The following is a 26,724-nucleotide window of genomic DNA, read 5'->3' as shown; positions in this document are numbered from 1 at the left end:
CCAGCCGATGCCGGGGTGCGTGCGCCGCTTGCCCAGCGCTTGTCGAAAGCCTTGATCGATGTGGATCGACACCCATTGCCATCTCGACGCGCGCGAGTTCGCGGAGGACCGCGACGCGGTGGTCGAGCGCGCGCGGGCGGCGCTCGTGCAGCAGGTGCTGCTGCCGGCGGTCGACCCGTCGAACTTCGACGCGGTGCGCGAGCTGGCGCATCGCCATGGCCTCGCCTATGCGCTCGGCATCCACCCGCTGTGCGTCGGCTCGATCGGCGACGACGCGCTCGAGGCCTTGCGCGCGGCGCTCGAACGCCATCGCGACGACCCGCGGCTGGTCGCCGTCGGCGAGATCGGCCTCGATCACTTCGTGCCGGGGCTCGACCGCGACAAGCAGCAGCGCATCTACCTCGCGCAGCTGAAGCTCGCGCGCGACGCCGGCCTGCCGGTGCTGCTGCACGTGCGGCGTTCGGCGGACCCGCTGCTCGCGGGCCTGCGTCGCGTCGGCGGCATCACCGGCATCGCGCACGCCTTCAACGGCAGCCGGCAGCAGGCGGAGGCCTTCGTCGCGCTCGGCTTCAAGCTCGGCTTCGGCGGCGCGATGACGCACGAGCGCGCGCTGAACCTGCGCCGGCTCGCGGCTGAACTGCCGCTCGAGGCGATCGTGCTCGAGACCGACGCGCCCGACATCCCGCCGGCCTGGATCTACAAGACCGCGGCCGAGCGCGCGGCCGGCGCGCCGCAAGGGCGCAACGAGCCGGCCGAGCTGGCACGCATCGCGGGCGAGCTGGCGGCGTTGCGCGGCATCGCGCCGCAGGCGCTCGCCGAAGCGAGCTGCGCGAATGCCCACGCGGTGCTGCCGCGGCTGCAGGCGCTCGCGGCGTGAGCGCTGCGCCGCGCCATGCCGGCCTGCCGCCGGTGCTCGCCGAGGGCACGCGGCTCGTCGTGCTGGGCAGCTTCCCCGGTGCCGCCTCGCTCGCGCAGCAGCGCTACTACGGCCATCCACGCAACCACTTCTGGCCGCTGCTCGGGGCGCTGTGGGGCATCGACCTCGTCGCGCTCGACTACCCGCGGCGGCTCGACGAACTGCGCGCGCGCGGGCTCGGACTGTGGGACGTCTACGCGAGCTGCGAGCGCGAGGGCAGCCTCGACGCGTCGATCCGCGAAGCGCGCCTCAACGACCTGGCGGCGCTGAAGCGGCAGGCACCGGCGCTCGAGGCGGTGGCGCACAACGGCGGCGAATCGGCACGGCATGCGCGCCACACCGCGGCGCTCGGGCTCGTCGTGCACCGGCTGCCGTCGACGAGCCCGGCCAACGCCAGCTGGTCCTTCGAGCGCAAGCTCGAGGCCTGGCACGCGGTGTTCGCGCAGCACGGGCTCGCGCGATGAGCGCGAAGCCGCGCAGGCAGACGCTGGCCGCGGCGACCGTCGCCGAAAGCGACGGCGTGCGCACGCTGCATCTCGGCACGCCGTGGGTGCAGGGCGCGATGCGCATCGGCAAGCCGCAGGCGATCGAGCTCGAATACGTGCAGCGGATGATGGCCTGGCTGCTGCTCGTGCCGCTGGAGCCGAAGCGCCTCGCGCCGCACGCGGTGCAGCTGGGGCTTGGCGCCGGCGCGATCACCAAGTTCTGCCATCGGCAGCTACGCTGGCGCTGCACCGCGGTCGAGCTGAACCCGACGGTCATCGGCGCCTGCCGGCTGTGGTTCAAGCTGCCGCCGGACGATGCGCGGCTCGCGGTCGTCGAGGCCGACGCGGGCGCCTGGGTCGCCGATCCGCGGCACGCGCGGAGCGCCGATGCGCTGTGCGTCGATCTCTACGATCACCACGCCGCCGCGCCGGTGCTCGACGACGAAAGCTTCTACGCCGGCTGCCACGCGGTGCTCGCCGACGGCGGCGCGATGAGCGTCAACCTGTTCGGCCGCGACGTGAGCTTCGGCCGCAGCGCCGAGCGCATCGCGCGGGTCTTCGGGCCGCAGCGCGTCGCGATGCTGCGGCCGACGCGCGAGGGCAACACCATCGTGCTCGCGTGGAAGGGCGAAGCGCTGCCCGCGCGTGACGAACTCGCGCGCCGCGCCGAGGCCATCGAGCGCGGCCTCGGCCTGCCGGCGCGCAAGTGGCTGAAGCTCTTGCAGAATCGCCCGACGCCCACGCCGACTGCCGCATGAACGCCCGCGCCGCCACCGACCGTGCCACGGCCAGCACCGCGCCTCCCGCCGGGAGCGCCCGTGCCGCGGCGCTCGCCGAGCGGCCCACCGGCGCGCTGCACTGGCGCCAGCTCGTCACCTGGCTGCTCGCCGACGGCGTGATCTCGCTCGACGAAGGCAAGCGCATCGCGCAGCGCTTCGGCGCCGGCGACAGCGCGCAGCACCCGCTGGTGCGCCTGGGCGGCGCCGGCCTCGTGCATGCGAAGACCGGCGAGGTCTTCGACGTCGAGACGCTGACCGAGTGGCTGGCCCGGCATTGCAAGCTGCCCTATCTGCGCATCGATCCGCTGAAGGTGGACGTGGCGCGCGTGGCCGACGTGATGAGCGTCAACTACGCCGAGCGCCGCCACGCGCTGCCGGTGCAGGTCGGCCTCACCGAAGTGGTGATCGCGACCTGCGAGCCCTTCGACACCGCCTGGCTGCCCGAGATCGAGTCGCACACGAAGAAGACCGTGCAGCTCGCGCTGGTCAGCCCGCCGGAGCTTGCGCGCTACACGACCGAGTTCTATTCGCTCGCGAAGTCGGTCCGCTCGGCGCAGAAGAACGGCCAGCTCGCCGGGCCCGCCAGCTTCGAGCAGCTGGTCGAGATGGGCAAGTCGAGCAAGCAGCTCGACGCCAACGACCAGGGCGTGGTGCAGATCGTCGACTGGCTCTGGCAATACGCCTTCGACCAGCGCGCCTCCGACATCCACCTCGAGCCGCGCCGCGAGATGGGCGCGATCCGCTTCCGCATCGACGGCGTGCTTCACACCGTCTACCAGGTGCCGCTGCAGGTGATGGGCGCGATGACGAGCCGCGTCAAGCTGCTCGGCCGCATGGACGTGGTCGAGAAGCGCCGGCCGCTCGACGGCCGCATCAAGACGCGCCGGCCTGTGCCCGAAGGAGGAACACCGGGCGCCACGCGTGACGTCGAGATGCGCCTCTCGACGCTGCCCACCGCCTTCGGCGAGAAGATGGTGATGCGCATCTTCGACCCCGACAACGCGGTCAAGCCGCTCGCAGGGCTCGGCTTCGCGCCGCACGAAGCGCAGATGTGGGAGCAGCTGGTGACGCGGCCGCACGGCATCGTGCTGGTCACCGGCCCCACCGGCTCGGGCAAGACGACGACGCTGTACTCGACGCTCAAGCGCCTGGCGACCGACGAGGTCAACGTCTGCACCGTCGAGGACCCGATCGAGATGATCGAGCCGGCCTTCAACCAGACGCAGGTGCAGGCCAGCATCGACCTCGGCTTCGCCGAAGGCCTGCGCGCGCTGATGCGGCAGGACCCGGACATCATCATGGTCGGTGAGATCCGCGACCTGGAGACCGCCGAGATGGCGATCCAGGCCTCGCTGACCGGCCACCTCGTCTTCAGCACGCTGCACACCAACGATGCGGTCGCGTCGATGACGCGGCTGATCGACCTTGGCGTGCCGCCGTACCTCGTCGGCGCGACCGTGATCGGCGTGCTCGCGCAGCGCCTCGTGCGCACGCTGTGCCCGAGCTGCCGGCAGCCGCAGGACGCCGACAAGCTCGCCGCCGAGCGCGCCTTGCTCGACGAGGCGATCAAGCCCTGGCAGCTGAAGGGCGAGTACCGACCGTACAAGCCGGTCGGCTGCCTCGAATGCCGGCACACCGGCTACCGCGGCCGCGCCGGGCTGTATGAACTGATGGAAGTCGGCGATGCGCTGCAGGGCCAGATCCATCCGCGCTTCGATGCGCCCGGCCTGCGTCGCGAGGCCGCGCGGCTCGGCTTGCAGCCGTTGCGCGTGGCGGGCGCGGCGAAGGTCGCGCAGGGACTCACCACGCTGGACGAGGTGCTGCGCGCGACGCCGCGCTGGGAGTCCTGATCGCCTGGCTTGCACGAAGCCGTCGGACGCGGCGGCGCGCGGGTGTCCTAGGAATTAACCCGAGAGGCGTCGATAGGGCGCTCCCTAGAATTCGCCACCCGCGTGTCTCCACTTCGCGGCTCGAAGAAGCGCATCCCGGCGCGCGACCAGCAGAGGAGAACTCCTTGAAGATCAAGAGTCAGCGCGACTTCGTGTCGGGCTTGATGTTCGTGGCCGTGGGTGTCGGGTTCGCGTTCGGCGCGACCCACTACCAGTTCGGCGTCTCGGCACGGCCAGGACCCGGCTACTTTCCGCTGCTGCTCGGCGTGATCCTCGCGATCCTCGGTGCCGCGGTGCTCTTCAAGGCCCTGACCGTCGAGACCGACGACGGCGAGCCGATCGGCGCGATCGAATGGAAGCCGCTGGTGACGGTCCTCGCCGCTGTCGCGATCTTCGGCTTCCTGCTGCCGCGTGTGGGCATGCTGATCTCGGTGCCCCTGCTCGTCGGGCTGTCGAGCCTTGCCGGCCACGAGTTCCGCTGGAAAGGCGTGGTGATCACCGCGGTCGTGCTGACGTTCTTCAGCTGGCTGGTGTTCGTCAAGGGACTCGGCCTGGTGATTCCCGTGCTGCCGGCGGCCTTCGTCAGCTGAACGAAAAGAGGCTGCGATGGAACTGATCAACAACCTCCTGCTCGGGTTCTCGACCGCGCTGAGCATCCAGAACGTCGCCTACGCGCTGTTCGGCTGCATCCTCGGCACGCTGATCGGCGTGCTGCCCGGCCTCGGCCCGACCGCCACGATCGCGATGCTGCTGCCCAGCATCTACGCGCTCGACGCGACGCCGGCGTTGATCATGCTGGCCGGCATCTACTACGGCGCGCAGTACGGCGGCTCCACCACCGCGATCCTGATCAACGTGCCCGGCGAGAGCAGCTCGGTCGTCACCGCGCTCGACGGCTACCAGATGGCGCGCCAGGGTCGCGCCGGCGCGGCGCTCGCCGCCGCGGGCCTGGGCAGCTTCTTCGCCGGCAGCATCGGCACGCTGATCGTCGCCGGCTTCGCGCCGCCGCTGACCGAACTCGCCTTCAAGTTCGGCCCCGCCGAGTACTTCAGCCTGATGGTGCTGGGGCTGATCGGCGCGGTGGTGCTGGCCTCCGGTTCGCTGATCAAGGCGATCGCGATGATCATCCTCGGCCTGCTGATCGGGCAGATCAACACCGACGTCATCTCCGGCGTGCCGCGCTACAGCTTCGACGTGCCCGAGCTGACCGACGGCATCGGCTTCGTCGCGATCGCGATGGGCGTGTTCGGCTTCGGCGAGATCATCGCCAACCTCGGCCGGCCGGCCGAGCACCGCGAGGTCTTCACCAAGGACGTGAAGGGCCTGTGGCCGACCAAGCAGGACGTGAAGGACGCCTTTCCCGCGGTGCTGCGCGGCACCTCGCTCGGCTCGGTGCTCGGCGTGCTGCCCGGCGGCGGCGCGCTGCTGGCCTCGTTCGCCGCCTACACGCTTGAAAAGAAGAGCCGCGGCCGCCCCGGCGAGCCGGCCTTCGGCAAGGGCAACATCCGCGGCGTCGCCGCGCCGGAAAGCGCGAACAACGCCGGCGCGCAGACCAGCTTCATCCCGATGCTCACGCTCGGCATCCCGCCGAACCCGGTGATGGCGCTGATGGTGGGCGCGATGACGATCAAGGGCATCCAGCCCGGCCCGCAGGTGATGACCGCCAACCCCGAGCTGTTCTGGGGCCTGATCGCCAGCATGTGGCTGGGCAACCTGATGCTGGTGATCCTCAACCTGCCGCTGATCGGCATCTGGATCAAGCTGCTGACGGTGCCCTACCGCTTCCTGTTCCCGGCGATCCTGGTGTTCTGCGGCATCGGCCTGTACACGCTGAACAACAACAACTTCGACGTCTACGTCGCGGCCGGCTTCGGCATCGCGGGCTACGTGTTCTACAAGCTGCAATGCGAGCCGGCGCCGCTGCTGCTCGGCTTCATCCTCGGGCCGATGATGGAAGAGAACCTGCGCCGCGCGCTGCTGCTCAGCCGGGGCGACTGGAGCGCCTTCGTCACGCGGCCACTGTCGGGGGCGCTGCTGCTGGCGGCGCTCGCGTTGATCGTGATCGTCTCGCTGCCGTCGATCAAGCGGCAGCGCGAGCAGGCGTTCCAGGAAGCGGATTAGTGGTTGACCACCCCGTTGCGGCTTCGCCCCTCCCCTCAAGGGGCGCCGCTGGCGGACCGGCGAAGCCGGCTCCGCGGCGGCTGCTGGGTCAACGAGAACGGCCTGCGCGAGCAGGCCGTTTTGCTTGCGGCTACAGATCCCATCGAAGCTCGGCGTGGAAGGTCCGCTGCGGGTAGGGGTGGAAGGCCCAGTAGCTTTCGTCGGTGAGGTTGTCGATGCCGAGGGCCAGCGACCATGGCCCGCCCGGCCGGTACTGCAGGCGCAGGTCGGCGACGGTGAAGCGGCTGAAGCCGGTGTAGGCGAAGTCGTTCGGGTCGCCGTTGTCGAGCGCCCCGAACTGGCGGCCGCCGTGGCGCACCCCAAGGCTGGCGCTCCAGCCGTCGCTCAGCTCGTAGCTCGCGAGAACGCTCGCACGCCATAGCGGCACGCGCGGTTGGCGCTTGCCGACGCTGGCCGGGTTGCCGGCGTTCGCCGCGATGATCGAGTCGGCATAGGTCAGGCTGCTCTGCAGCTCGAGCCCGCGCAAGCCCGCGTCCTCCGCGAGATGCGCGAGCTCGATGCCGCTGGTGCGGATCGCATCGACGTTCTGGACCGTCATCGTCGTCGAGTCGGCGACGCTCGACTGCGAGTACAGCGCGTCCTTCGTGCGTTCGAAGAACAGCGTGCCGCGCAGCAGGCCGGCCGCGCCCAGCTCGGCCTCGGTGCTCAACTCGGCGGTCCAGGACTTCTCGGGCCTGAGGTTCGGATCGGCATTGACGATCGTGCCGCTGCCGGCCACCGAGCCCTGGAACAGCTCGCTCACCGTCGGCATGCGCACCGCGCGGCCGAGCGAGGCCTTGAGCGTCAGCGTCTCGCTCGCCTGGTACGAAAGGGCGGCCTTCGGCGAGGTGGTGGACTCGCTGCGGTCGGCGTAGTCGGCGCGCACGAAGGCGGGCGCCGGCGTCGGTGCGGCCGGGCTCGCGGGCGGCGTGACCGATGCGGCGCGATAGCCGTTGGCGGCTTGCCAACGCTCCTGCCTCAGGCCCAGCACCGCGCGCCAACGCTCGGCGAAGCGCCAGGCGTCCTGCACCCAGAAGCTGGTCAGCGTGGTGTTGCCGCCGAAGCCGGAAACGCTGGCGTCGGCATCGCCGCCGATCCAGTCGGCCGTGCCGTTGACGCGCGTGCGCAGCTTGAACGCATCGCGCTGCAGGCCGAACTCGACGATGTGCTCGCCCCGCTCGCGATTCGCGCCGCCGGGCCGCCAGATCCCCTTGGCCGCGAGCGTGTTCCAGCCGGTGCCCTTGCTGTCGGCGATGGTGCCGGCGCCGCCGGCGTTCGACGCGGGCAGCGGCGTGGTCGCGGTGCGGACCCGGTCGCGCCGGAAGTCGTAGACGCTCGCGGTCGCTTCCCAGTCCCAGCGGCCCGAGCTGTTCGACTTCAGCCCGAGCGCATGGGTCGTGTGGACGAGATCGGCCTTGCCGCGCGCGAAGTCGCTGGCAGCGAGCGTGTAGCTGCGCCCGTCGATGTTGACGGTGCCCGCATACACCGCGTTGCCCGCGGCGTCGCGCAGGAAGGTGTCGTGCCGGCGGTCGACCTCGTTGCTCCACGCGCCGAAGGTGTAGCTCGCGCGCAGCGTGGGCGTCAGGTCGTAGGCGAACTTCAGCTTGGCGTGGTCCTGCTCGGTGCGGGTCTCGTTGGTGGCGCCGAGCAGCAGCCAGGGCTGCATGCGTGGGTTCGCGCCCGGCACCGCGCCGGTCACCGGCGTGCCGGCGTTGCCCGCCGTGCCCTGCGACAGCAGCCGGTTCGCGTAGGTGATGGGCTGGCCGGTGTTCACGAGCCGGTTCACGTTGAACCACCACGAGAAGTCGCCCGACTTCGAGCCGATCGAGGCGCTGCCTTGCCGGCCCGAATAGCGATCGCCGTCGCCGTAGAGCGCGTGCTTCTGCGTGAAGCCGGAGAGCTTCAGGTGCGCTTCGAGCCGCGTCGGCATGCGCGTCACGTAGTCGACGATCGCACCGGCCGAGTTGCCCGAGTACGCCGCGGAGAACGGGCCGTAGAGCACGTCGACACGCTCGATCTCCTCCGGCGTCACCAGCCCCCAGCGCGGCGTGAAGCTCGCACCGTTGCCGAGCAGGTTGCTCAGCAGCACGCCGTCGGCATAGACGAGCGAGCGCGCGCTGTTGCCGGTACCGCTCGCGCGGGTGGCCAGGACCGCGTGGTCGTGGTCGCCGACGTAGCGCTTGCGCACCAGCAGGCTCGGGAAGTACTTGAGCGCGTCCTCGGCGTCGGTCGCGTTGATGCGGCGCTCGATCTGCGCGGCGGTGATGCCTTCGGTGGTGGTCGGGATCTCCACCGGCAGCGTCGAAGGCCGCCCGCCGCGCACGGTGACGCGGTCGAGTTCGGCGCCCTGGTGCACCGCGAGCCGCACCGGCTCGGATTGCGCGGCGGCCGCCAGCGGCAGCGCCGAGCACAACGCGGCCGTTCGCAGCCGCGAAAGTCGAAAGAGGGCAGACACGGGATTCGTCCTGGAACGGGCGGGGCCGGGCACACCGGCCGCAACCCTCGACACGAAGGCGGCGCGGCGCCGCCCGCGAACGCCGCGTCGACGGCGACGGTTTCAGGCGAGGTGCGGCGGGCCGTGCTTCAGCTGCGCGACCCAGGCGGCACAGGCGTCGGGCGCCGGAGGCCGGGGTTGCGCCGGCGTCGGCAGCACGGTGCAGGACTCGAGCGCGAGCCGCCCGGCCGGCGGCGCGTGCGGCGCGCCGCCGAGCAGCAAGCCGCCGAGCGCGCAGTGCTCGGGGCCGTGGGTCGCGTGCTCCGCGGGCGCGGAATCCCCTGCGTCGAGCGCCACCATCTCGACGCCATAGACGGTGCAGACCTCCACCAGCGTGCGGCCCTGCGCCTCGGCCGCCGCGCCGGCCAGCATCGGCACCGCCGCCTTCAGCAGCAGCGCGAGCGCGAAGACCCAGGCGGTCCAGCGTGCGATGGTCGGCGGGCGGCGGCTGCGCATCGGGCGATTTTGCGCGCGGCTTGCGTCGGATCGCCACGGCCGGCCCGTGATCTGCAAGCGGATGCAGCGCAGGTGACTGGCCGCCGCGCCGCGCGTTTCCATAATCGGCCGATGACGCAAGCCACCTTCGACCACCGTCTCGGCTACCCGAGCCGCCGCCTGCCCGTGTTCGCGCGCAACCTGTGCGCGACCTCCCATCCGCTTGCGGCCCAGGCCGGGCTGCGCATGCTCGGCGCCGGCGGCAACGCGGTCGATGCGGCGGTGGCCGCGGCGGCGGTGATGACGCTGGTCGAGCCCTGCTCGAACGGGCTCGGCTCCGACGCCTTCTGCATCCTGTGGGACGGCCGGCAGCTGCACGGCCTGAACGCCTCGGGGCGCGCGCCGGCCGCGTGGACGCCGGACTACTTCCGCCGCCGGCACGGCGGCGATCGCACGGCCCCGCCGGTGCGCGGCTGGGACAGCGTGACGGTGCCGGGCGCCGTGGCCGGCTGGGTCGCGCTGAGCGAGCGCTTCGGCAAGCTGCCCTTCGGCGACCTGCTTGCGCCGGCGATCGAGATCGCCGAGCGCGGCTATGCGGTGCCGGTCGTCGTGCAGGAGAAGTGGGCGGCGGCGGCGGGCGTCGACGAACTCGTGCGCCAACCCGGCTTCCGCGAAGCCTTCCTGCCGCGCGGCCGGGCGCCGGCGGTCGGCGAGCTCTTCAAGCTGCCCGGCGCCGCAAGGACGCTGCGCGCGATCGCCGCGACGAAAGGTGCCGCCTATTACGGCGGCGAGATCGCCGAAGCGCTGGCGCGTGCCTCGAAGGCCGGCGGCGGCGCCCACACGGTGGCCGACTTCGCCGGCTACCGGCCCGAATGGGTCGAGCCCATCTCGACGGCCTACCGCGGCTTCCGGCTGCACGAGATCCCGCCGAACGGGCAGGGCATCGCGGCGCTGATCGCGGCCGGCATCGTCGAGCAGTTCGACATCGCGTCGATGCCGCTCGACGGCGTCGCATCGACCCACCTGCAGATCGAGGCGATGAAGCTGGCCTTCGCGGACGTCTACCGCTACGTCGCCGAAGCGGACTGCATGGAGTGCACCGCGGAGCAGTTGCTCGATCCCGCCTACCTCGCGAGTCGCGCGAAGCTGATCGACCCGAAGCGCGCGCAGGACTTCGGCTGCGGCAATCCTGTCAAGGGCGGCACGATCTACCTCACCGCGGCCGACGCGAGCGGGATGATGGTCAGCTTCATCCAGAGCAACTACATGGGCTTCGGCAGCGGCGTCGTGCTGCCCGAGTGGGGCCTGAGCCTGCAGAACCGCGGCCATGCCTTCAGCCTCGATGCGGCGAGCCCGAACGTCGTCGCGCCGGGCAAGCGGCCCTTCCACACCATCATCCCCGCCTTCCTCACCGACGCCGACGGCGCGCCGCGGATGAGCTTCGGCGTGATGGGCGCGAACATGCAGCCGCAGGGCCACCTGCAGACGCTGGTGCGGATGGTCGATTACCGCCAGGATCCGCAGGCCGCCTGCGATGCGCCGCGCTGGCGCTTCAACGCCGGGCTGGAGATCAACGTGGAGGCGGGCATGCCGCCGTCGACCGTGCAGGGCCTCGCCGAACTCGGCCATCGGATGGAAGTGATCCAGGACAGCTACCAGGACTTCGGCGCCGGCCAGTTCATCTGGCGGCTCGGCGACCCGGCGGTCGAGGGCTACGTCGCGGCGAGCGATCCGCGGCGCGACGGCCTGGTCGCAGGCTCTTGACGACCCGCCCGGTCGGCGCCGGGCTCGCGCTCGCGGCGGCCGGCGCGGTCGCCTTCTCCGGCAAGGCGATCCTCGCCAAGCTGCTGTACCGCGAGGGCCTCGACGCGGTCGCGGTGCTGATGCTGCGGATGCTCTTCGCGCTGCCGTTCTTCCTGCTGATGGCCTGGTGGGCCGGGCGCGGCAAGCCCGCGCTGACGCCGGCCCAGTGGCGGCGGATCGCCGTGCTCGGCTTCACCGGCTACTACCTCGCGAGCTTCCTCGACTTCCTCGGGCTGCAGTACGTCAGCGCCAGCCTCGAGCGGCTGATCCTCTACCTGAACCCGACGCTGGTGCTCGCGATCGGCATCGCCTTCCACGGCTTGAAGGTCACGCGCGGCCAGTGGCTCGCGGTGGCGATCAGCTACGTCGGCGTGCTGCTCGTCTTCGGGCAGGAAGTGGGCGAGCAAGGGCCGCACGCGCTGCTCGGCAGCCTGCTGGTCTTCGCCAGCGCGGTGAGCTACGCCGTCTACCTGGCGCAGAGCGGGGCGATGGTCCGCGAGCTGGGGTCGATGCGGCTGGTCGGCCTCGCGAGCACCGTGGCCTGCGTGCTTTGCATCGGCCAGTACTTCGTGCTGCGGCCGGCCGAGGCGCTGTTCGCGATCACGCCGACGGCACTCGGCCTGTCGCTCCTGAACTCGGTGGCCTGCACCGTCGCGCCGGTGATGATGGCGATCGAGCGCATCGGCCCGGCGCTCGCCGCGCAGACGGGCATGGTCGGCCCGATGAGCACCGTCGTGCTCGGCGTCGTCGTGCTCGACGAGCGCTTCACGCCGGCGATGGCGCTCGGCACCGGCCTCGTACTGGTCGGCATCGGGATGCTGGCGCGCAAGCGCTGAGCTCGCGGGCACGAGAGTCGTCGCGCGTGCACCGCGGCGACAAAGGCGCCGCTGCGCCGAGGACTGTCCTCTTTTGGACCGCTGTTCTGCGGTTGAACGGCCGTCCTGGCTCGCCAGACTCGGCGGTCACATCGTTCCATTCAATGCGGGCCCCGCCCCGGCGGCCCACGACGGGAGTCATCGTGCCCTCGAACCTCATCGACCTTCATGCCGACGCCGCGCTTGCCGAACTGGCGTGCCGGTATGCCGCCGAGCAGCTCCTGCTGATCGCCTTCGACGCCGCCTCGTGCCGGGTGACCGGCGTGAACCGGGCCGTCGAGACCTTGCTCGGCGAGGACGCCGTGGCACTCGCGGGCCGGCCGATGGCGGCCTTGTGCGGCATGAGCGAGGTGGATCTCGCGGCCTTCGTCGACGAGCCGGGCGCGGTGCGCACGCTGGCGCTGCGCGGCGGCGGCGGGCGTCAGCGCTGGGTCGAGGCGCGCGTCGGCCGTGCCGAGCAAGGCCCGCCGATGCTGATGGCACGCGATGTCTCCGACGAGCGCCGCAGCCGCGCCGAGCTCAGCGGCAAGGCCATGGCGATCGACCGTGCGCAAGCCGTGATCGAGTTCGATCTCGACGGCAAGGTGCTCACGGCCAACGACCACTTTCTGCACCTCATGGGCTACTCGCTCGCCGAGGTGAAGGGCCAGCATCACCGGATGTTCTGCGAGGACGCCCTGGCCGACAGCGCGGACTACCAGCTCTTCTGGACGCGGCTGCGCGCCGGCGAGTACGAGAGCGGCGAATTCAAGCGCCTGGGCCGCGGCGGCAAGGAGGTGTGGATCCGCGCGACCTACAACCCCGTGCTCGACGAGGACGGCAAGCCTTTCAAGGTGGTCAAGTTCGCGCTCGACGTCACCGCCTCGAAGGCGCGCAACGTCGAGTTCGAAGGCAAGGTGCAGGCGATCGGCCGGGCGCAGGCGGTGATCGAGTTCGACCTGAACGGTGTGGTGCTCCATGCCAACCGCAACTTCCTCGACCTGCTCGGCTACTCGCTCGACGAGGTGCGCGGCCAGCACCACCGCATGTTCGTCGAGGCGGAGGAGGCGCGCGGCGGCGCCTACCGCGCGTTCTGGCAGAAGCTGGGCCGCGGCGAGTACGACGGCGGCGAATACAAGCGCGTGGGCAAAGGGGGCAAGGAGATCTGGATCCGCGCCACCTACAACCCCATCTTCGACCTCAACGGCAACCCGGTGAAGGTCGTCAAGTACGCGATGGACATCACCGAGTCGAAGATGCGCAACGCCGAGTTCGAAGGCAAGGTGCGCGCGATCGACCGGGCACAGGCCGTCATCGAGTTCGATCTCGAAGGCCGCGTGCTCATGGCCAACGAGAACTTCCTGAAGACGCTCGGCTACACGGTGGACGAAGTGCGCGGCAAGCATCACCGTCTGTTCGTCGAGCCGGGTTATGCGGCGAGCGAGGCCTACCGCGAGTTCTGGCAGAAGCTCTCGCGCGGCGAGTTCGACGCCGGCGAATACAAGCGCGTCGGCAAGGACGGCCGCGAGGTCTGGATCCAGGCGACCTACAACCCGATCTTCGACCTCGAAGGCCGGCCGCTGAAGGTGGTGAAGTTCGCCACCGACGTGAGCGCGAGCAAGCTGCGCAACGCCGAGTTCCAGGGCAAGGTGCAGGCGCTGGAGCGGGCGCAGGCGGTGATCGAGTTCGACCTCAAGGGCAACGTCGTCCACGCCAACCAGAACTTCCTCGACGCGATGGGCTACCACCTCGAGGAGATCCGCGGCAAGCACCACCGCATGTTCTGCGACAAGGTCTTCGCGCAGAGCGACACCTACGCGAACTTCTGGGAGAAGCTGGGCCGCGGCGAGTTCGAGTCGGGCGAGTACAAGCGGCTCGGCAAGGGCGGCAAGGAGGTCTGGATCCAGGCCACCTACAACCCGATCTTCGACATGGAAGGCCGGCCGATGAAGATCGTGAAGTTCGCGACCGACGTCACCGAGACCAAGCTGCGCAACGCCGAGTTCGAGGGCAAGGTCACCGCGATGAGCCGGGCGCAGGCGGTGATCGAGTTCGACCTCGACGGCCACGTGCTTGCGGCCAACGAGAACTTCCTTCGCACCATGGGCTACTCGCTGCGCGAGGTGCTCGGCCAGCACCACAGCATGTTCTGCACGCCCGACTACATCACCTCGGCCGAGTACCGCGACTTCTGGCTGCGGCTGTCGAAGGGCGACTTCCTCTCCGGCCGATTCCAGCGCACCGGCAAGTACGGCCGCGAGGTCTGGCTGCAGGCCAGCTACAACCCGATCCTCGACCTGAAGGGCGAGCCGCTGAAGGTCGTCAAGTACGCCTACGACGTGACCGAGCAGGTCGCGATGGAGCAGCAGATCACGCAGAAGACCGGGACGATGACCGTCTCGGTCAAGACGCTCGCCGAGTCGATCGAGCAGATCACCCAGAGCACGCGCTTCGCCTCCGAGCTCGCGGGCCAGACGCAGCACAACGCCGAGAGCGGCTTCGAGGCGCTGAAGAAGTCGATCGAGTCGATCGGCCTGATCCAGAAGTCGTCGAGCGAGATCGCCGACATCGTCAAGGTCATCGGCGACATCGCGAGCCAGACCAATCTGCTCGCCTTCAACGCGGCGATCGAAGCGGCACGCGCGGGCGAGCACGGCGTCGGCTTCTCGGTGGTGGCCGGCGAGGTGCGCAAGCTCGCCGAGCGCGCCGGCGACGCCGCGCGCGAGATCAGCAAGCGCATCGACGAATCCACCAGCCGCGTGGCGCAGGGCTCGCAGGTGTCGCAGCAGGCGAAGGACGCGTTCGAGCGCATCGTCGCGAGCGTGGGCAAGACGACCGAGTCGATCCGCCGCATCGCCGACAGCACCGAGCAGCAGCAGGCCGCTTCGCGCGCCGTCGCGGAGCAGATCCGCGAGCTCGGCAGCGTCGCCAAGAACTGATCCGCGCCGTGCGATGAACGGCTTCACCGGCAAGCTCGCGGCACCGGCGGGCGCCGACCACAGCTTCGGCGTGCTGCAGCTCGCCGATGCGCAACTCGGCGTGTCGCTCCAGGCGCTGCGCGAGGTGATCCCGAAGCCGGCGCGCTTCGCCGGGTTGCCCGCCGCGGCGCCGGGCTTGTGCGGCGCGGTCAACCTGCGCGGCAAGGTCGTGCCGGTGGTGGACCTGCGCGCGGTGCTCGGCCTGCCTGCCGGCGCGGTGGCGAATCCGGTGGTCGCGATGCTGAGCCACGAGCGGCGGCTGATCGGGCTGCTGGCCGACGGCGTGCGCGGGATCACGCGGCCCGCGCCCGAGGCCGTCTTCCCGATGCGCGCCGCCGGCGGCCTCGTATTCACCGGCGGCTTCGAGCGGCCCGAGGACGGCAGTGTCGTGAGCGTGCTGGATCCCGCCGCGGTGCTCGCCCTGCCCGGCCTGCCGGCGCTGCACGAGCGCGAGGACGAGCGGCACGACACGGCGGCCCAAACGCGCGCCGCGCGCCGGCCGCTGATGCTGGTGCGCTGCGGCGACGTGGGGCTGGCGGTCGACGTCACCGACATCCACACGACGCTGCCGCGTGTCGATCTGAAGCCTTCGTGTTTCGGGGGCCGGGTCTGCCGCGGCGTCGTGGAGCACGGCGACGTCGAGCTGCCGGCGGTAGACCCGCTCGCCTTGCTGGGCCTGGGCGCACTGCCGCACGAGGGCACGTGCCAGGCTCTGCTGTTGCGCTTGCCGGCCGGGATGGTCGCGCTGCTGGTCACGCGGGTGATCGACATCGCGCAGGTCGACGAGTCCGAGCTGCTGCCGCTGCCCGCGGTGGCGCTGCAGCGGCCGGAACTCTTCCGCGCGCTTCTGCACGTGGCGGGCCACGGCGAGCATCTGGTGATCGAGGCGGGCGTGCTGCAGCGGCAGCCCGACGTGCTGGCGATGGCCGGCATGAACACGCGGCGTGCCGGCGCGGCCGCCGCCGAGGAACAGGCGGCGCAGGGCGGGCGGTCGCACGGCCGCCCGGTGATCACCTTCGACGTCGGCGTCGAGGCCGCGACGCTGCTCACCGAGGTGCGCGAGATCGTGCCGCTGCCCGCCGGGCGGCTGCGCAGCGAGGCGCGGCACCCGGCCGTCCTCGGCCTCGGCAGCCACCGGGGCCAGGCGGTGACGCTGCTGTGCCTTGCGACGCTGACCGGCCGCACCGCGGCGCTCGACGAGCACGACGCGCGCGTGCTGCTCGTCGAAGAGGGCGGCGCGATGTTCGGCTTCGTCGTTCCCCGGCTCAGCCATATCGAATCGACCTTGTGGGAGCAGCCGGCACAGAGCGAGCGCGAGGCGCGGCATCCGCTGATCGAAGTGGGCGCGGCAGGCCAGCGGCGCACGCTGGCGCTGATCGACCTGCACGCGATGGCGCGCTCGCTCGCGGCCGGCGACGACGCCGAGGCCGCGGTGGCCTCGGCACGCCGCGGCGCCCGCCAGGTGGCCGCGTTGTCCGCGGTGTGATCGTTCGCTGAACAGAATCGCCGCTCGCGAAGGTCCGGCGGCCTTCGAGAAGGACGGCGATGGCGGCAGGGACACCGAAGGCGGCCGACGGCGGCTCGCATCTGCTCTACGGCGCGCGCGGTTCGGGCTCGGCGGCGATCGAGGCCGCCCTGACGTGGACCGGCGTGCCGTTTCGCATCGTCGAGGGCGCGACCTGGGAGCCGGGCGAAGGCTTCGAAGCGCTGAAGGCGACGAGCCGCCTGCACCAGGTGCCGACCCTCGTGCTGCCCGACGGCACGGTGATGACCGAAAGCGCGGCGATCCTGATCCACCTCGGCCTCGCGCATCCGGCCAGCGGCCTGTTGCCTGCCGACGCACCGCGTCGCGCGCGGGCCTTGCGCGGGCTGGTGTACGTCGCGGCCAACTGCTATGCGGCGATCGGCGTGATCGACTACCCCGAGCGCTGGCTGCCCGCGAGCCGCAAGCCGGCGCGCGACGCGCTGGTCGCCGGCGCGCGCGAGCGGCTGCATGCGCTGTGGTCGGTGTTCGCCGAGACCTTCGTCGAGGGCGATGCGCGCTACCTCGGTGGCGAGGCGCCCGACGCACTCGACCTGCTGGCGGCGGTGGTGTCGAAATGGTCGGGCGCGCGGGCGTACCTCAAGGCCAAGCAGCCGGCGCTTTCGGCGATCGTCGAGCGCCTCGACCAGCACCCGAAGCTGCAGCCGGTGTTCGCGAGGCACTGGTCCTGAAAGCGCGCGGCCGCGGCCCGCGCTGCGGCGCGGCTCAGCCGCGCTTCGCGTGCCGCAGCGCCCAGGCGCGCAGCCCGGCCTCGGGCAGCGGCTCGGACAGCAGCAGGCCCTGGAACTCGTCGCAGCCGAGTTCGCGCAGGAAGCTCTGCTGCGCCCGGGTCTCGACGCCTTCGGCGACCACGCTCATCCCCAGGCTGTGCCCCAGCTCGACGATCGCCCGCGCGATCGCGCAGGCGTCGGGCCGGTGCGGCAGGTCCTGCACGAAGGAGCGGTCGATCTTCACGCGGTCGATCGGGAGGTCCTTCAAGTGGCCGAGCGAGGAATAGCCCGTGCCGAAGTCGTCGATCGCGATGCGGATGCCCATCGCCTTGATGCGACCGAGCGCGGCCTTCACCTCGGCGAGGTCGTCCATCAGCATGCGCTCGGTCAGCTCCAGTTCGAGCGCGGTGCCTTCGACCTGCTCGTGCTCGAGCAACTCGGCCAGCGCCTCGACGAAGCCGCGCTGCTGGAACTGCATGTTCGACAGGTTCACCGCGATCGGCAGGTGCAGGCCCTCCGCCTGCCAGCGCCGCGCGCAGCGCATCGCTTCGCACAGCACCCACTGGCCGATCGGCAGCATCAGCCGGCGCTGTTCGGCCACCGGGATGAACTCGTCGGGCAGCAGCAGGCCGCGCACCGGGTGGTGCCAGCGGATCAGCGCCTCGACGCCCACCAGCGCACCGTCGCTCGCGCGGATCTGCGGCTGGTAGTGCAGCTCGAAGGCGCCGGCTTCGAGTGCGTGGGCGAGTTGGCTTTCCACGACCAGCGCGTCGTAGGCCTCGCTCGCGACCGCGGGGTCGAAGAACTGCACCGTCGCGCGGCCGCGCGACTTCGCGAGGTACATCGCCGCGTCGGCGTGCTGGATCAGCTCGGCCGGCGTGTGGCCGTGCTCGGGAAATACCGCGACGCCGATCGACGGCGACACCGAAATCAGCCGCCCGGCCAGCTCGACCGGCTGCTCGATCGCGATCAGCAGCTTGTCGGCGACCTGCTGGATCACCTCGCGGTCGGCCGCGCCGGTGAGCAGCACCATGAATTCGTCGCCGCCGAAGCGCGCGACCAGGTCGCCGCCGCGCAGGCCCGCGGTGATGCGCGCGGTCACGGTCTTGAGCAGCTGGTCGCCCGCGAGGTGGCCGAGCGAATCGTTGACGCGCTTGAAGTGGTCGAGGTCGATGAACAGCAGCGCGATCGGGGCGTCGCCCGCACGGTGCGTGAGCGTGAGCTGTTCGAGCTGCTGGATGAACGCGGTGCGGTTCGGCAAGCCGGTCAGCGCGTCGTGGTGGGCGAGATGGTGGATGCGCGCCTGCGCGGCGAGGCGCTCGCGGATGTCGCGCACGATCACCAGCCGCAGCTTTTCGCCGCCGCGCTCGATCGAGCGGGTGATCAGCTCGACCGCGATGCGCTCGCCGGCCTTGGACATCACGACGCTCTCGAAGGCCGTCTCGGCGCCGGTCTTGAGCACCTGCAGCGCGACGTCGAACTGGTCGGGCGCGACGAAATCGGTGCTGCGCCGTCCGATCGCCTCGTCGCGGCTGTAGCCGGTCAGTTCGAGGATGGGGCCGTTGACGTCGATCACCGTTCCGTTGCGATGGAACAGGATGCCCTCGACGCTGGCATCCATGAACTTCGCGAGGCGCTCCTCGGATTCGCGCACCGCGCGCTCGGCGAGGCGGTGTTTGGTGATGTCGGTCACCCGCACGAAGGCGCCGTAGAGCTCGCCGTGCTCGCCGAGGTTGGGCAGCACGTCGACCTCGAGCCACTGCGGCTTGCCGTCGGCGTCGAGCATCTCGCGTTCGTAGGACACCTGCCGGCGCGTCTCGACCACCGCCTCGATGTAGGGGCGGATCTGCGCCCAGCCGCGCTCCCCGACGATCTCGGCCGCGGTCCGCCCGACGATGTTCTCGGTGGTCCAGCCGAGCGCTTGCGCATAGCGGCGGTTCGCGAAGCTGCAGCGGAAGTCCTGCGCGTCGTAGTAGGCGATCAGCGCCGGCACGTTGTCGGCCAGCACGCGCAGCTGCGTCGTCTGTTCGAGCAGCGCGACCTCGGTGCTCTTGCGGGCGGTGATGTCGTGCAGCACGCACAGCCAGGTCTGGCTGTCGGCGTTCCAGCGGCCGTCGCATGCGAGCCAGAGGTTCGCGCCGTCCGGCCGTTCGAGGTGGAGTTCGAGGTCGAGCGAGCCGTGGCCGTCGGCCGCGTTGGCGAGCGCCGAGCGCACGCCGGAGTGCAGATCGGCATCGAGCGTGTCGAGCCAGTCGGCGCTGCCGCGGCGCCAGCCGCAGCGCAGCGCGAGCGGCTCGTTCAGCGCGACCAGCCGCGCCTCGGGCGTCACCGCCATCATCATCCCGGGCAGGCGGTCCCAGTCGTGCACCGACGGGATCGCCAGCGCGCGGGCGCTGGGATCGAGGGCGACGGCGGCGGTGGTGATGGCGGTCATGAGCGGCTCGGTCTGCATCGATCATAGTGAGCGCAAGGTGCGCCGATGCTCGCGCAGCGCACTGTCTCCCCCGAGCGAACGTGCGCGCTTCCACTGGGCGACGGACGCCGCCGCGTGCATTGCGTCACGACCCGCGCCGTGCTTCAGCGCCGTGCCGACGAGGCGACGATGCCGGCGACGATCAACCCGAACGCCGCCGCATGGAACCAGCGCGGCGGGTCGCCGAGCAGCGCCGCCGACAGCAGCGCGGCGAACACCGGCGTCAGGTTGCTGAAGAAGGCGGCGGCCGTCGGCCCGGCCGCGGTGACGCCCAGTCCCCAGCAGCGGTAGGCCACCAGCGAAGGGCCGATCGCGATGAAGGCCAGCGCAGCCACGACGCCCATGCTCCAGTGCAGCGGCGCCGCGCCGAGCGCCTGTTCGGCCAGCGCGGCACTGCCGGCGCCGACCAGGCCGAAGAGGATCTGCACCAGCAGCATCTCGGACCAATCCCAGCCGCGCTCGCCGCCGGCCGTGCGCACGCGCGGCGCCGCGTCCGCGCGCATGTGTGCGGGCGGGGCCGCGAGCATCCAGCTGTAGAAGGCCCAGGCGATCGCCGCGACCACCACGTACAGGTCGCCCACGACGAACTGCACCCGCGCCAGCGCCGCGACGTCGCCGCGCAGCACCACCAGCGCGACGCCGGCCAGCGACAGCGCCGCGCCGGTGATCTGCCGACGCTGCGGCCGCACGCCGTAGGCCAGCGCGCCGACCGCGAGCATCCACACCGGCATGCTCGATGCGATCAGCGTCACGTTGATCGGCGTCGAGCTGACCAGCGCGAGGTACTGGAAGGCGTTGTACGAGCCGACGCCGAGCGTGCCGAGCAGCAGCAGGTGCGGCCAGCGCGCGAGCAGCTCGCGTGGCGCGCCGAGCACGCGCCAGGCGACCGGCAGCAGCAGCGCGAAGGCCAGCAGCCAGCGCAGCGCGTTCAGCGTCAGCGGCGGTACCTGGCCGACGAGCAGCCGGCCGACGACCGCGTTGCCGGCCCACATCAGCGGCGGCACCGAGAGCAGCAGCGCGGCGCGCGCCGTCAGCCGGCTCATGCGCTCGTGCGCTCAGGCCGGCCGGGGCATCGGCGCGCCGCAGTTCCAGCACTGCTCGAACAGCCCCTCGACCGGCTCGCCGCAGGCGGTGCACACCCAGCGGCGCTCGGGCGAGCGCTCCAGCGCCTCGAGCAGCGCCGTCGCGCGCGCGTGCTGCTCCTCGTGGCGCACCCACAGCTCGGGCAGCGCCTGATCCGGCGGGATCTGGCCGGCCAGACCGCAGGCAAATTCGCGCTGCACCGACACCGCGATGCCCGCTTCGCGCAGCAGATCGGCCCACAGCGTGGCGATCGCGAGGTTCGGGGCGGGGCGGAGGCGGCGCATGCGGAGGGTTCGAGCGGCGTTCGCCGGACGCTGGCACGATAGCCGAGCGCTGTCGCCTTGCCTCCGGAGTCCGAACCATGCCGATCACCGCCCGTGTCGTCCAAGTCGCCCGAGCCGGCGGTGCCGATGCGATGAAGCTCGTCGATGTGCCGCTGCCGAACGGCGGCGAGCCGGGCCCCGGCGAACTGCGCATCCGCCATCACGCCTGCGGGCTCAACTACATCGACGTCTACCAGCGCAGCGGCGTCTACCCGTTGCCGATGCCGCTGAGCCTGGGCATGGAGGGCTCCGGCGTCGTCGAGGCGGTCGGCGCCGGCGTCACGCACCTGCAGCCCGGCGACCGCGCCGCCTACGCAAGCAACCCGCCCGGCAGCTACAGCAGCCTGCGCGTGATGCCGGCGAAGTGCGTGGTGAAGCTGCCGGAGGCGATCGACTTCGAGTGCGGCGCCGCGATGATGCTGAAGGGCCTGACCGCGCAGTACCTACTCAAGCGCACGCAGCCGCAAGGCGGCCTCGCGGCCGGCGACTTCGTGTTGTTCCAGGCGGCGGCCGGCGGCGTCGGCCTGATCGCCTGCCAATGGGCGAAGGCGCTCGGCCTGCAGCTGATCGGCACCGCCGGCAGCGACGAGAAGTGCGCGCTGGCGCGCGAGCATGGCGCGGCGCACGTCATCAACTACCGCAGCGAGGACTTCGCCGCGCGCGTCAAGGAGATCACCGGCGGACGCGGCGTGAAGGTCGTCTACGACTCGGTCGGCAAGGACACCTTCGAGAAGTCGCTCGACTGCCTCGCGCCCTTCGGCCTGATGGTGAGTTTCGGCAATGCCTCGGGCAAGGTGCCGCCCGTCGACATCGGCCTGCTCGGCGCGAAAGGCTCGCTGCACCTGACGCGCCCGACGCTGTTCACCCACATCGCCACGCGCGAGGCCACGCAGGCGATGGCCGACGACCTGTTCGCGACGGTGCGGTCGGGCGCGGTAAAGATTCCCGTCGAGCGGCGCTATGCGCTGGCCGACGTGGCGCGCGCGCACGAGGATCTGGAGGCGCGGATCACCGTCGGCTGCAGCGTGCTGATTCCCTGACGCCGCTGCGCCTCAACCTCTGCGAACGCGCCTCACCTCGTCGAAGATCAACAGCGCCGCGCCCAGCGTGATCGCGCTGTCGGCGGCGTTGAACGCGGGGAAGTGCCAGCCGGCCCAGTGGAAGTCGAGGAAGTCGACGACGTAGCCGTGCAGCAGGCGGTCGATCACATTGCCGAGCGCGCCTCCGAGGATCAGCGACAAGGCGCACGCGAACAGCTTCTGCTGCCCCTGCGTGCGCAGCATCCAGACGATGAAGCCGGACGCGGCGATGCCAAGGCCGACGAAGAACCAGCGCTGCCAGCCGCCCGCGCCGGCGAGGAAGCTGAAGGCCGCGCCGGTGTTGTGCGCGCGCACGAGGTTGAAGAACTCGGTGATGCGCATCGAGTCGCCGAGCCGGAAGTGGCCGATGACCAGCGTCTTGGTGACCTGGTCGATGACGATGATGACGAGGGCGAAGCCGAGCCAGGCGAGGAGGCTCGGAGCACTGCGGTTGGAACCGTTGTTGGACATGGGAGGAGGGGTCGACCGCCGTGCAGTCGGCTGCGCAGGGCGCGGGGGTTGGTCAAGTGCTGCCGACCTGCTTCGATGACGAGATGCTCGTCGTCGAAGCGGTACGGCAGGCCAGACGGGATGCGACGCCGCAGGCCGGCAATCAGGCGACTGTACGGACTTCGCCCGCGCCGTAGAGGTTGCCGACGCAGCGCCCGCAGATCGTCGGGTGCTCGGCGTGCGAGCCGACGTCCTCGCGGTAGTGCCAGCATCGTTCGCACTTCGTGGCGGTGCTGGCTTCGGGCACGACGCGGAAGTCTTCGGCCTCGTCGTGCGCCAGCGGCTCGAGCTCGGCCCGCGACGTGATGAGCACGAACTTCAGCGCATCGCCGAGGCTGGCCAGCATCGCGTGCAGCTCCGGCTTCGCCGACACCACCACGTTCGCCTGCAAGGAGGAGCCGACCTTGCCGAGGCCGCGCAGCACCTCGATCCGCTTGTTCGAATCGTCACGCAGTTCGCGGATGCGCCCCCACTTCGCCAGCAACGCCGCATCGGGCACGTCGAAGCGGCTGTAGGTCTCGGTGAAGATGGTCTTCGACGCCGATCCCGGCGCCAGCACCGCCCAGGCCTCCTCCGCCGTGAAGCTGAGGAACGGCGCCATCCAGCGCAGCATCGCGTGCGCGATCCGGTGCAGCGCCGTCTGGGCGCTGCGCCGCGCGAGGCTCTTCGGCGCCGTCGTGTAGAGCCGGTCCTTCAGCACGTCGAGGAAAAACGCGCCGAGGTCCTCGCTGCAATAGACCTGCAGCTTCGCGACGACCGGGTGGAACTCGTAGACCTCGTAGTGCGCGAGGATCTCCGCCTGCAGCTCTGCGCAGCGCGCCAGCGCGTAGCGGTCGATCTCCAGCAGCTCGTCGTCGGCGACCGCGTCCTCCGCCGGGTCGAAATCGCTGGTGTTCGCGAGCAGGAAGCGCAGCGTGTTGCGGATGCGCCGGTAGGCATCGACCACGCGGGCGAGGATCTTGTCGTCGATGTTCAGGTCGCCCGAGTAGTCGGTCGAGGCGACCCACAGCCGGATGATCTCGGCGCCGAGCTTGTTGCTCACCTCCTGCGGCTCGACGCCGTTGCCCAGGCTCTTGCTCATCTTGCGGCCCTGGCCGTCGGTCGCGAAGCCGTGCGTCAGCAGGCCCTTGTAGGGCGCGCGGCCCTCGATCGCGCAGGCGATCAGCAGCGACGAATGGAACCAGCCGCGGTGCTGGTCGTGGCCTTCGAGATAAAGGTCGGCTTCGGGGCCTTCGGCGTGGCCGCCGCCCGCGTGGCTCGAGCGCAGCACGTGGAAGAAGGTCGAGCCCGAGTCGAACCACACGTCGAGGATGTCGGTGCTCTTCGCGTACTGCTCGGCATCGGTGCCGAGCCACTCGCGGGCATCGAGCCGCGCCCAGGCCTCGACGCCGCCGGCCTCGACCAGCGCCGCGGCGCGATCCATCAAGGCCATCGTGTCGGGATGCAGTTCGCCCGTGACCTTGTGCAGGAAGAAGGGCAGCGGCACACCCCAGCTGCGCTGGCGGCTGATGCACCAGTCGGGGCGGTTCGCGATCATGTCGTGCAGGCGCGCCTTGCCGTTTTGCGGATAGAAGCTCGTCGCCTCGATCGCTTCCAGCGCCGTTTGCCGCAGCGTCTTCACGGGCCGGTCCGTCGTGAACACGCCGACGCCTTCGTCCATCCGCACGAACCACTGCGCCGCGGCGCGGTAGATCACCGGCGTCTTGTGGCGCCAGCAGTGCGGGTAGCTGTGCGTGAACTGGCTCGACGCGAGCAAGCGGCCGGCGTCCTTCAAGGCCTGCGTGACGTCCGGGTTCGCCTTCCAGATGGACTGGCCGCCGAACAGCGGCAGGTCCGCCGCATACACGCCGTTGCCCTGCACCGGGTTGAGGATGTCCTCGGCCTTCACGCCGTGCGCGAGGCAGGAGACGAAGTCGTCGACACCGTAGGCCGGCGCCGAGTGGACGATGCCGGTGCCCTCGTCCGCGGTCGCGTAGTCGGCGAGATAGATCGGGCTCAGCCGGTCATAGCCCGGATGGACCTGCGCGAGCGGATGGTGGAAGCGCAAGCCGTCGAGCCTCTGGCCGAGCGCGGTCGCGACAACGCGGCCTTCGAGGCCGTAGCGCGCCAGGCACTTCTCGACCAGCGCGCTCGCCAGCAACAGCAACCCGCGCCCGGTGTCGACCAGCGCGTATTCGAGCGCCGGGTTCAGGTTCAGCGCCTCGTTGGCCGGCAGCGTCCACGGCGTCGTGGTCCAGATCACCGCGAAGGCGTCCTTCGCGAGCGGGTCCAGGCCGAAGGCAGAAGCGAGCTTCTGCGGCTCGGCGCAAAGGAAGGCCACGTCGACCGCGGGCGACTGCTTGTCCGCGTACTCGATCTCGAATTCCGCGAGCGACGAGCCGCAATCGAAGCACCAGTACACCGGCTTCGCGCCGCGGTAGACGAAGCCGCGCTCCATCACCCGCTTCAGGGCGCGGATCTCCCCGGCCTCGTTGCCGAAGTCCATCGTGCGGTAGGGCCGCTCCCAGTCGCCGAGCACGCCCAGGCGCTTGAAGTCGGCCATCTGCTGCGCGATCTGCTCGGTCGCGTAGGCGCGGCTTCGGGCCTGCACCTCGTCGCGGCCGAGGTTGCGGCCGTGCAGCTTCTCGATCTGGTTCTCGATCGGCAGGCCGTGGCAGTCCCAGCCCGGGACATAGAGCGCGTCGTAGCCGGCGAGCTGCCGCGCCTTGACGATCATGTCCTTCAGGATCTTGTTGACGGCGTGGCCGATGTGGATCTTGTTGTTGGCGTAGGGCGGGCCGTCGTGCAGCACGAATTTCGGCGCGCCGACGCGCGCGTCGCGCAGGCGCTTGTAGATGCCCTGTTCGTCCCACTGCCTGACCCACCCCGGCTCGCGCTTGGGCAGGTCGCCGCGCATCGGGAAGGGGGTGTCGGGCAGGTTGAGCGTGGCGCGGTAATCGATGGACTGCGCGGTGGCTCGAGCGGTCGCCTTCACGGGCGCGGCTTGCGGATCGTTCATGCCCCGATTCTGCAAGCCCGGCGCAGTGGCGACCTCAGCGCGCTCCCTCGGCGAACCACGCGCGCGCGTCGCGCACGTCCTGCGCGATGCCGTCGCGCAAAAAATCGAGCGTCGGATAGTGGCGCTCGTCGTGCAGCTTGTGCAGCAGCTCCACCTTCACGCAGCGGCCGTAGCCGCCTTCCATCGGGAGCGTGTCGGGCCAGGCGAGGCAGTGCACTTCGAGCAGCATGCGCCCGCCGTGCTCCACCGCCGGCCGCACACCCAGGCTCGCGACGCCTTCGAGCGCATGGTCGGCCAGCCCGTGCACCCGCGCGACGAAGATCCCCTGCGCCGCCGGCTTCCGATGCGGAAAGCGCAGGTTCAGCGTGCGAAAGCCGTCATCGCCGGCCGGCCCGCAGCCGAGCGTGCGGCCCAGCTTGCGCCCGTGCAGCACGTGGCCGCTGATCGCGTACGGCCGGCCGAGCAGGCTCGCGGCCAACGCCATGTCGCCGGCCGCCAGCGCATCGCGCACCGCCGAGCTGCTCACGCGCAGGCCGTGCACCTCGTAGCTGTTCATCCGCGCGACATCGAAGCCGTGCACCTCGCCGGCCGCATCGAGCATCGCGTAGTCGCCGGCGCGGCGCGCGCCGAAGCGGAAGTCGTCGCCGACCAGCACGTAGCGCGTGCGCAGGCCGGCGAGCAGCACGTCGCGGATGAAGGCCTCCGGCGACTGGCTCGCGAAGCGCTCGTCGAAGCGCAGCACCACCGCGCGATCGACGCCGCAGCGCTCGAGCTCGCCGAGCTTGTCGCGCAGCGTCGCGATGCGGCAGGGCGCGTGCTCGGGCGTGCCGGCGCGCGCGGCGAAGAAGTCGCGCGGGTGCGGCTCGAAGGTGAGCACGGTGCTCGCGAGCCCGCGGTGCCTGGCCTCGTTGGTCAGCAGGGCCAGCATCGCCTGGTGGCCGCGATGCACGCCGTCGAAGTTGCCCACCGTGACGGCCGAGGCGCCGCCCGCCACGAGGGCGGGCGAAGCGAGGCCGCGGAAGACTTGCATCGGCGGGATTATTGCGAGGCCCGCCCGTCGCGTGCACCGATACGCCCCGGAAAGCAGAAAGCCCGCCGGGTGGCGGGCTTTCGTCGAACTGGAAACGCTTCGATCAGCGGTTCGAGATGTACATCGTGATCTCGAAGCCGTAACGCAGATCGGTCGCTTGGGGCTTGGTCCAGGCCATGTCG

The 26,724-nt window shown here is 70.9% G+C and carries 21 protein-coding genes; 12 read left to right on the top strand and 9 right to left on the bottom strand.

Annotated features, from left to right (window positions below; translation table 11 throughout):
* The first annotated feature begins 58 nt into the window (after positions 1-58).
* From VFR90_RS06675 to VFR90_RS06650, 6 genes are all read left to right on the top strand, one after another.
* Positions 59-877: a TatD family hydrolase gene (locus VFR90_RS06675; protein WP_326405322.1), complete on the top strand. Its 819-nt coding sequence runs from the start codon at positions 59-61 to the stop codon at positions 875-877.
* Positions 874-1,380 carry a DNA-deoxyinosine glycosylase gene (locus tag VFR90_RS06670; RefSeq protein ID WP_326405321.1) on the top strand — a complete coding sequence of 169 codons (507 nt, stop codon included), beginning with the start codon at positions 874-876 and terminating at the stop codon, positions 1,378-1,380. The genes VFR90_RS06675 and VFR90_RS06670 overlap by 4 nt, the downstream gene beginning before the upstream one ends.
* A complete protein-coding gene (locus tag VFR90_RS06665; RefSeq protein WP_326405320.1) occupies positions 1,377-2,159 on the top strand; it encodes a class I SAM-dependent methyltransferase in 783 nt (260 codons plus the stop codon). Before VFR90_RS06670 ends, VFR90_RS06665 begins: the two co-directional genes overlap by 4 nt.
* Positions 2,156-4,030: a GspE/PulE family protein gene (locus VFR90_RS06660; protein WP_326405319.1), complete on the top strand. Its 1,875-nt coding sequence runs from the start codon at positions 2,156-2,158 to the stop codon at positions 4,028-4,030. The genes VFR90_RS06665 and VFR90_RS06660 overlap by 4 nt, the downstream gene beginning before the upstream one ends.
* Before the next feature lie 164 nt (positions 4,031-4,194).
* A complete protein-coding gene (locus tag VFR90_RS06655) occupies positions 4,195-4,659 on the top strand; it encodes a tripartite tricarboxylate transporter TctB family protein (protein ID WP_326405318.1) in 465 nt (154 codons plus the stop codon).
* Between the two features lie 16 nt (positions 4,660-4,675).
* Positions 4,676-6,190, top strand: a complete 1,515-nt coding sequence (locus VFR90_RS06650) for a tripartite tricarboxylate transporter permease (RefSeq protein WP_326405317.1) — start codon at positions 4,676-4,678, stop codon at positions 6,188-6,190.
* Positions 6,191-6,320: 130 nt separating this feature from the next.
* On the opposite strand, the gene VFR90_RS06645 is transcribed toward VFR90_RS06650, so the two are convergent.
* Positions 6,321-8,684, bottom strand: coding sequence for a TonB-dependent receptor (locus tag VFR90_RS06645; protein WP_326405316.1), 2,364 nt, complete (start codon positions 8,682-8,684; stop codon positions 6,321-6,323).
* A gap of 102 nt (positions 8,685-8,786) precedes the next feature.
* Positions 8,787-9,179, bottom strand: a complete 393-nt coding sequence (locus VFR90_RS06640) for a DUF2946 family protein (protein ID WP_326405315.1) — start codon at positions 9,177-9,179, stop codon at positions 8,787-8,789.
* Between the two features lie 111 nt (positions 9,180-9,290).
* On the opposite strand from VFR90_RS06640, the gene VFR90_RS06635 reads away from it, so the two are divergent.
* The 5 genes from VFR90_RS06635 (at position 9,291) to VFR90_RS06615 (ending at position 17,007) form a co-directional block, all read left to right on the top strand.
* Positions 9,291-10,922 (top strand): gamma-glutamyltransferase family protein, encoded by a 1,632-nt coding sequence (locus VFR90_RS06635; RefSeq protein WP_326405314.1) that lies wholly within the window; start codon positions 9,291-9,293, stop codon positions 10,920-10,922.
* Positions 10,919-11,797, top strand: coding sequence for a DMT family transporter (locus VFR90_RS06630; RefSeq protein WP_326405313.1), 879 nt, complete (start codon positions 10,919-10,921; stop codon positions 11,795-11,797). Before VFR90_RS06635 ends, VFR90_RS06630 begins: the two co-directional genes overlap by 4 nt.
* 182 nt (positions 11,798-11,979) lie before the next feature.
* Positions 11,980-14,754, top strand: coding sequence for a methyl-accepting chemotaxis protein (locus VFR90_RS06625; protein WP_326405312.1), 2,775 nt, complete (start codon positions 11,980-11,982; stop codon positions 14,752-14,754).
* 13 nt (positions 14,755-14,767) lie between these two features.
* Entirely contained in the window at positions 14,768-16,279 is a 1,512-nt protein-coding gene (locus tag VFR90_RS06620; RefSeq protein WP_326405311.1) for a chemotaxis protein CheW, read from the top strand.
* 59 nt (positions 16,280-16,338) lie between these two features.
* The gene (locus VFR90_RS06615) at positions 16,339-17,007 is read left to right on the top strand and encodes a glutathione S-transferase family protein (RefSeq protein WP_326405310.1); all 669 of its coding nucleotides are present in this window, start codon (positions 16,339-16,341) and stop codon (positions 17,005-17,007) included.
* A gap of 34 nt (positions 17,008-17,041) precedes the next feature.
* Here VFR90_RS06615 and VFR90_RS06610 read toward each other — a convergent pair whose 3' ends face one another.
* From VFR90_RS06610 to VFR90_RS06600, 3 genes are all read right to left on the bottom strand, one after another.
* Entirely contained in the window at positions 17,042-19,480 is a 2,439-nt protein-coding gene (locus VFR90_RS06610) for a sensor domain-containing protein (protein WP_326405309.1), read from the bottom strand.
* A gap of 143 nt (positions 19,481-19,623) precedes the next feature.
* Positions 19,624-20,562: a DMT family transporter gene (locus VFR90_RS06605; RefSeq protein ID WP_326405308.1), complete on the bottom strand. Its 939-nt coding sequence runs from the start codon at positions 20,560-20,562 to the stop codon at positions 19,624-19,626.
* A 12-nt stretch (positions 20,563-20,574) separates the two neighbouring features.
* Entirely contained in the window at positions 20,575-20,886 is a 312-nt protein-coding gene (locus VFR90_RS06600) for a putative signal transducing protein (protein WP_326405307.1), read from the bottom strand.
* A gap of 77 nt (positions 20,887-20,963) precedes the next feature.
* Between VFR90_RS06600 and VFR90_RS06595 the strand changes: the two genes are divergently transcribed.
* Positions 20,964-21,965, top strand: a complete 1,002-nt coding sequence (locus tag VFR90_RS06595; protein WP_326405306.1) for a quinone oxidoreductase family protein — start codon at positions 20,964-20,966, stop codon at positions 21,963-21,965.
* Between the two features lie 12 nt (positions 21,966-21,977).
* Here the strand turns inward: VFR90_RS06595 and lspA are convergent, their stop codons facing one another.
* From lspA to pqqA, 4 genes are all read right to left on the bottom strand, one after another.
* Positions 21,978-22,475 carry a signal peptidase II gene (gene lspA / locus VFR90_RS06590; RefSeq protein WP_326405305.1) on the bottom strand — a complete coding sequence of 166 codons (498 nt, stop codon included), beginning with the start codon at positions 22,473-22,475 and terminating at the stop codon, positions 21,978-21,980.
* Between the two features lie 142 nt (positions 22,476-22,617).
* Positions 22,618-25,512, bottom strand: coding sequence for an isoleucine--tRNA ligase (gene ileS / locus VFR90_RS06585; RefSeq protein WP_414676501.1), 2,895 nt, complete (start codon positions 25,510-25,512; stop codon positions 22,618-22,620).
* A 34-nt stretch (positions 25,513-25,546) separates the two neighbouring features.
* Complete coding sequence (locus VFR90_RS06580; protein ID WP_326405304.1) at positions 25,547-26,542, bottom strand: bifunctional riboflavin kinase/FAD synthetase; 996 nt, start codon at positions 26,540-26,542, stop codon at positions 25,547-25,549.
* Between the two features lie 103 nt (positions 26,543-26,645).
* Positions 26,646-26,720 carry a pyrroloquinoline quinone precursor peptide PqqA gene (gene pqqA, locus VFR90_RS06575; protein WP_326405381.1) on the bottom strand — a complete coding sequence of 25 codons (75 nt, stop codon included), beginning with the start codon at positions 26,718-26,720 and terminating at the stop codon, positions 26,646-26,648.
* Between the last annotated feature and the right edge of the window lie 4 nt (positions 26,721-26,724).

The organism is Methylibium sp., from assembly GCF_035762065.1.
GTDB lineage: Bacteria > Pseudomonadota > Gammaproteobacteria > Burkholderiales > Burkholderiaceae_C > Methylibium.
This window is presented reverse-complemented; position numbering and strand designations above follow the sequence as displayed.